This window comes from Streptomyces sp. MZ04, assembly GCF_004684775.1.
Lineage (GTDB): Bacteria > Actinomycetota > Actinomycetes > Streptomycetales > Streptomycetaceae > Streptomyces.
The window spans coordinates 1-6,026 of sequence record NZ_SRIC01000398.1 but is presented as its reverse complement, the minus strand read 5'-3'; the positions used below and the strand labels follow the sequence as shown (position 1 = coordinate 6,026).

Sequence of the window (6,026 nt, the reverse complement as noted above, 5' to 3'; positions counted from 1 at the left end):
CCTGTCCACCGCTCCTCCCCCTCCCCCTTCCCCTTCTCCTTCTCCTTCTCCTTCTGCGCACCCCCTCACGAATCTCCCAGCGCCCGTGACGGCATTGATCGGCCGGGAGAAGGCGGTGGCCCGGGTGCGCCAACTGCTGGGCGTGAACCGCCTGGTCACCCTCACGGGCCCCGGCGGTGTGGGCAAGACCCGTCTCGCGCTGGAGGCGGCGGCGGGCCTCGCGGACGACTTCGCCGAGGGCGTCTGGCTGGCGGAACTGGCCGGTACGAGGAACGGCGTGGCCGAGACGGTGGCCGCCGCGCTGGGTGTCCGCGACGACGCTTCGGTCATCCGGGACGAGGAGCCGGGGAGCGCGGGCGGTGCTTCGGGAGCGGGGAACCCGGCCCCGGACCCCCTCGCGATGGTGCTTGCCAGGGCGCTCGCTCCACGGCGGCTTCTTCTCGTGCTCGACAACTGCGAGCACGTCCTCGACGAAGTCGCCGCTCTCCTCGATCAATTGCTGCGGCACGCCCCCGGTCTGTGTGTCCTCGCCACCAGCCAGGAACCCCTCGCCCTCTCCGGGGAGACCCTGGAAGCCGTGGCGCCCCTCGGCGAGGACGAGGCCCTGGAGCTGTTCGCGGCGCGGGCCGCGGCCACCGCCCCGGGCTTCGTGCTGTCCGCGGAGAACTCCGCCGACGCCGCCCTCATCTGCCGCCGCCTCGACGGCATCCCGCTCGCCATCGAACTGGCGGCAACCCGCGTACGCGCCCTCGGCGTGCACGCGCTGGCCGAGCGGCTGCATGACCGGTTCCGGCTCCTGAACCAGGCGCGGCGCGACGCTCCCGCCCGCCAGCGCACCCTGCGCGCCATGATCGACTGGAGCTGGGAACTGCTGACCCCGGACGAGCAGATCGTGCTGCGGCAACTGTCGGTCTTCAGCGGCGGTTTCACCCTCGAATCCGCCGAGGCCGTGGTGCGCGGCGGCGCCCCGCGAAACCCCGGTGCGGCACCGGGCCCCGGCGACACGACCGAGGCCCTGGACATACTCGACCTCGTCACCCGCCTCGTCGACCGCTCCCTCCTCACGACGGCACCCGGCACCGACGGCGCCCACCCCGGCATCCGCTACCGCATGCTCGAATCCGTCACCGCCTACAGCCTCGAACGCCTCGACGATGCGGGCGAGACGAACGACGCACGCCGCCGCCACGCCCACCACTACACCCACCTCGCCGAACAGGCCGCCTCCCAACTCCTCGGCCCCGCCCAACACCACTGGCTGCACCGCCTGGACACCGAAACGGTCAACCTCCGCGCCGCCCTGGAATGGGCAGCGACGAACGACGCCTCCCTCACCCCGGGCGGGGCGACAGCCTCGAACTCCGCGGCTACGGGCGGGACGTCCCTCACCGGTCCGGCGGGGTACGACGACGCGCACAGCGAGGCCGCGGTACGTGGCGGTGCGCTCAGCGGCGCCGTGCTCAGCGGCGATCCGGTCGGCGCCACCAGTGCGGCCAGCGGCAGTGCGCCCAACGGCAGTGCGCCCAACGGTGGTGCGCCCAACGGTGGTGCGCCCAACGGAGGCGCGCCCAACGGAGGCGCGCTCATCGAGCCCTCCGTCCGCCACGCCCCGCACCGCCCCGAACCCGGCACCAACGCAACCCCCCTCTCCCTTCGCCTCGCCAACTCCCTGACCTGGTACTGGTTCCTCCGCGGTCGCCTAGGTGAAGCCGAGCGGTCCCTCGGGGCCGCCCTGGACCCGCATCCGGCCGCCCTGGACCCGCATCCGGCCGCCCTGGACCTGCGTCCGGCCGCCCTGGACCTGCGTCCGGCCGTCCTGGACCTGCGTCCGGCCGTCCTGGACCTGCGTCCGGCCGCCCTGGACCCGCATCCGGCCGCCCTGGACCCGCATCCGGCCGCCCTGGACCCGCATCCGAACGGTGACGCCGCCGCCTCCGCCCGTACCGCCCGTACCGCCTCCGCCCGTACCGCCCGCGCCGCCTTCGCCCTGCTGACCGGCGACGCGCCCCGCGACGTCGCCGCCGGCGAGGGAGCCGACGGTGCCGACACCCGGTCCCGCTGGCTGCTCGCCTACGCCCGCTGTGGATTCCGTACGCCGCACGAGGACGCCAGGCTCGACGGGATCCTGGAGGAGTTCCGCGCGGCGGACGACCGCTGGGGCGTTGCCGCGGCCCTCAGCGTCCGTGCCACGCTTGCCCTCTACCGCGGCGACCTCCCGGCCCTGCGCCGCGACGCCGAGGACAGCGCCGCCCGGTTCGCCGAACTCGGCGACCGCTGGGGCCAGTTGCAGGCCTCCGAGCAACTCGGCGTCCTGGCCGAGATCGCCGCCGATTACGAAGCCGCCACCCGGCTCCACCGCGACGGCATGCGTGACGCGGAGGAACTGCGCCTGTGGACCGACGTCTCCTTCCGCCTCTCACGCCTCGGCCGCATCGCCCTGCTCACCGGTGACGACGCCGCCGCCACGGAGTTCCACGCACGCGCCTCCCGCCTAGCCGAGCAGCACTCGCACCGCCCCGCGCAGCAGTTCGCGGAGACGGGCCTGGCCATCGGCGCCCGCCGCCGCGGCGACCTCGACACGGCCGAGAAGCATCTCCTGCCGTGGCTCGCCTGGAACCGTCGCCTGGGCGTCGACTCCGGCGCCGCCCTGATCCTGGCCCAGCTCGGCTACGTCGCCGAACAGCGCGGCAACGCGCAACGCGCGGAGGAACTCCACCGCGAAGGCCTCACCTTGGCCCGCGCCACGGGCGACGACCGCGCGGTCGCCCTCGCCCTGGAGGGCCTGGCCGGCGCCCGCTCCCTCGCGGGCGACCACACCCGAACCGCCGAACTCCTCGGCGCCGCGGCCGCCCTGCGCGAGGCCGTCGGCAGCCCCCTGCCACCCGCCGAACGCGCCGACACCGAACGAGCCGCCCACCGCTCCCGCACAGCCCTGGGCGAGGACGACTACGCCGCCGCCTTCGCCGCCGCCTTCGCCTCCGGCCACGCGTCCCCACCGGAGTACCGGTGAGCCCGGGAGCCGGTCCCTTCCCCGGCGGGGGAGTGGCCCCGCCGGGGTGAACCGCGCCGAACTAGCTCAGCACCGCCCGAAGTTGATCAAGCCCCCAGTCCAGGTCCTCCTTACTGATCACCAGCGGCGGGGCGATCCTGATCGTCGACCCATGGGTGTCCTTGACCAGCACCCCCCGGTCCATCAGTTTCTGGGAGATCTCCCGGCCCGTGCCGTGCGACGCTTCGATGTCGACGCCCGCCCACAGCCCCCGGCCCCGCACCTGCGTCACCGCGCCCGTGCCGGCCAGCAGCCCCAGCTCGGAGTGGAGATGCTCGCCCAACTCGGTGGCCCGCTGCTGGAACTCGCCCGTACTCAGCATGGCGATGACCTCCAGCGCCACCGCGCAGGCCAGCGGATTCCCGCCGAACGTCGAACCGTGCTCACCCGGCTTGAACACGCCGAGCACATCAGCGTCCGCCACCACCGCGGACACCGGCACGACACCTCCGCCGAGCGCCTTGCCCAGGATGTACACGTCCGGCACCACGCCCTCGTGCTCGCACGCGAACGTCCTGCCCGTCCTGCCGAGCCCCGACTGGATCTCGTCCGCCATGAAGAGCACGTTCCGCTCGCGCGTCAGCTCCCGCACGCCCGCGAGATATCCGGCCGGCGGCACCAGCACCCCGGCCTCGCCCTGGATCGGCTCGAGCAGCACCGCCACCGTGTTCTCCGTCATCGCGGCCCGCATCGCCGTCAGATCGCCGTACGGAACGATCTCGAACCCGGGTGTGTACGGGCCGTAGTCCGCACGCGCCTCCTGGTCCGTCGAGAAGCTGACGATGGTCGTGGTCCGCCCATGGAAGTTGTCGCGCGCCACGACGATCTTCGCCCGCCCGTCGGGCACCCCCTTGACCTGGTACCCCCACTTTCTGGCGGTCTTCACGGCGGTCTCCACCGCCTCCGCCCCCGTGTTCATCGGCAGCACCATCTCCTTGCCGCACAGCTCCGCGAGCCGCGTACAGAAGTCGGCGAACCGGTCGTGGTGGAAGGCCCGCGAGGTGAGCGTCACCCGCTCCAGCTGTGCCTTGGCGGCGTCGATCAGGCGGCGGTTGCCGTGCCCGAAGTTGAGCGCCGAATAGCCGGCGAGCATGTCGAGGAAGCGGCGCCCCTCGATGTCCGTCATCCACGCACCCTCCGCCGACGCGACCACGACGGGCAGCGGGTGGTAGTTGTGCGCGCTGTGCGCTTCGGCCGAGGTGATGAACTCTTCGGTAGTCGACACGGGGTCTCCGATCGTCCTGCGGCATGGGGCGGGTGTGGCGCCCAATTTCTATCGTCGCTCGGATCGTGGACGAAGAAACCTGCCGTCCCGGCGCGCCAGCTAGGCTGGCCCCGACAGCACGGCGACTGGCGCACGGGGAACCGACCCCGAGGAAGCCGTGCGAGGCAGAACCTTCGAGGTGCCGACCTTCCCCAAGCTCTCGGCTCCGCTCGAGCAGGGGATGCCCCATCGGCCCCCCGGACCACGACCGGACACTCACCGCTCGCCCCGGAGGACGCCATGACCCACCCCTCTCCTTCTTCGTCGCCTTCTTCGCCGAACACCCTCAGCCACCCCGCGCTCGCCGCGCAGGACCCCGAACTGGCCGCCCTCGTAGGCGCCGAGGAACAGCTCCAGGCCGACACCCTGCGCCTGATCCCCAGCGAGAACTACGTCTCCACCGCAGTCCTCGAAGCCTCCGGCACCGTCCTGCAGAACAAGTACAGCGAGGGCTACCCGGGCCGCCGCTACTACGAGGGCCAGCAGAACATCGACCCCGTCGAGCGCCTGGCCGTCGACCGCGCCAAGTCCGTCTTCGGCGTCGAGCACGCCAACGTCCAGCCCTACTCCGGCTCCCCGGCCAACCTCGCCGTCTACCTGGCCTTCGCCGAGCCCGGCGACACCGTGATGGGTATGGCCCTGCCCATGGGCGGCCACCTCACCCACGGCTGGGGCGTCTCCGCCACCGGCAAGTGGTTCCGCGGTGTGCAGTACGGCGTCCGCCACGACACCGGCCTCATCGACTTCGACGAAGTACGCGACCTCGCCCTCAAGGAACGCCCCAAGCTGATCTTCTGCGGCGGCACCGCCCTTCCTCGCACCATCGACTTCGCCGCGTTCGCCGAGATCGCCCGCGAGGCCGGCTCCGTCCTGGTCGCCGACATCGCGCACATCGCCGGTCTGATCGCCGGCGGCGCCCACCCCTCACCGGTGCCGCACGCCGACGTGATCTCCACGACCACCCACAAGACCCTGCGCGGCCCGCGCGGCGCGATGCTGATGTCCCGCGAGGAGCACGCCAAGGCCATCGACAAGGCGGTCTTCCCGGGCCTCCAGGGCGGCCCGCACAACCAGACCACCGCGGCCATCGCGGTCGCCCTCCACGAGGCATCCCAACCCTCCTTCCGCGACTACGCTCACGCGGTCGTCGCCAACGCCAGGGCCCTCGCCGAAGCGCTGCTCGCCCGCGGCTTCGACCTGGTCTCCGGCGGCACCGACAACCACCTGATCCTGATGGACCTCACCCCCAAGGACGTCCCGGGCAAGGTCGCCGCCAAGGCCCTGGACCGGGCCGGGATCGTCGTCAACTACAACACCGTGCCGTACGACCCGAGGAAGCCGTTCGACCCGTCCGGCGTCCGCATCGGCACCCCCTCGCTCACCTCCCGCGGTCTCGGCACCCAGCACATGCCGACCGTCGCCGAATGGATCGACCGCGGTGTCGCCGCCGCCCGCGCCGGAGACGAGGATGCCCTGACGAAGATCCGCTCCGAGGTCGCCGACCTGATGGCCGCCCATCCGGCCCCGGGCCTGCCGACCCACTGACCGCCGGGGCCGCGCCGCTCACACGTCCCGCAACTCCTGGCGCGGCCCCTCCTCATGGGGGCGCCGCCGCAGGGACGCGAGCAGCGTCCGGCGCTCGGCGAGCGGCCCCCGCAGCAGCAGCGCACCCGCCGCCCCCAACGCGGCGCCCGGTATCGCCCACCACCAGTC

Annotated in this window: 3 protein-coding genes; 2 read left to right on the top strand and 1 reads right to left on the bottom strand. The window is 72.9% G+C overall.

All coding sequences use genetic code 11. The features are described 5' to 3' along the window. Positions 1-85 precede the first annotated feature (85 nt). On the top strand, positions 86-3,010 hold the full coding sequence (locus E2651_RS46255; protein ID WP_348541700.1) for an AAA family ATPase: 2,925 nt from the start codon (positions 86-88) through the stop codon (positions 3,008-3,010). A 61-nt stretch (positions 3,011-3,071) separates the two neighbouring features. Here the strand turns inward: E2651_RS46255 and rocD are convergent, their stop codons facing one another. Continuing rightward, positions 3,072-4,274 (bottom strand): ornithine--oxo-acid transaminase, encoded by a 1,203-nt coding sequence (rocD, locus tag E2651_RS40305; protein WP_135336242.1) that lies wholly within the window; start codon positions 4,272-4,274, stop codon positions 3,072-3,074. Between the two features lie 279 nt (positions 4,275-4,553). Here rocD and glyA point away from each other — a divergent pair, with 279 nt between their 5' ends. Continuing rightward, entirely contained in the window at positions 4,554-5,858 is a 1,305-nt protein-coding gene (glyA, locus tag E2651_RS40300; RefSeq protein ID WP_135336241.1) for a serine hydroxymethyltransferase, read from the top strand. Positions 5,859-6,026 lie beyond the last annotated feature (168 nt).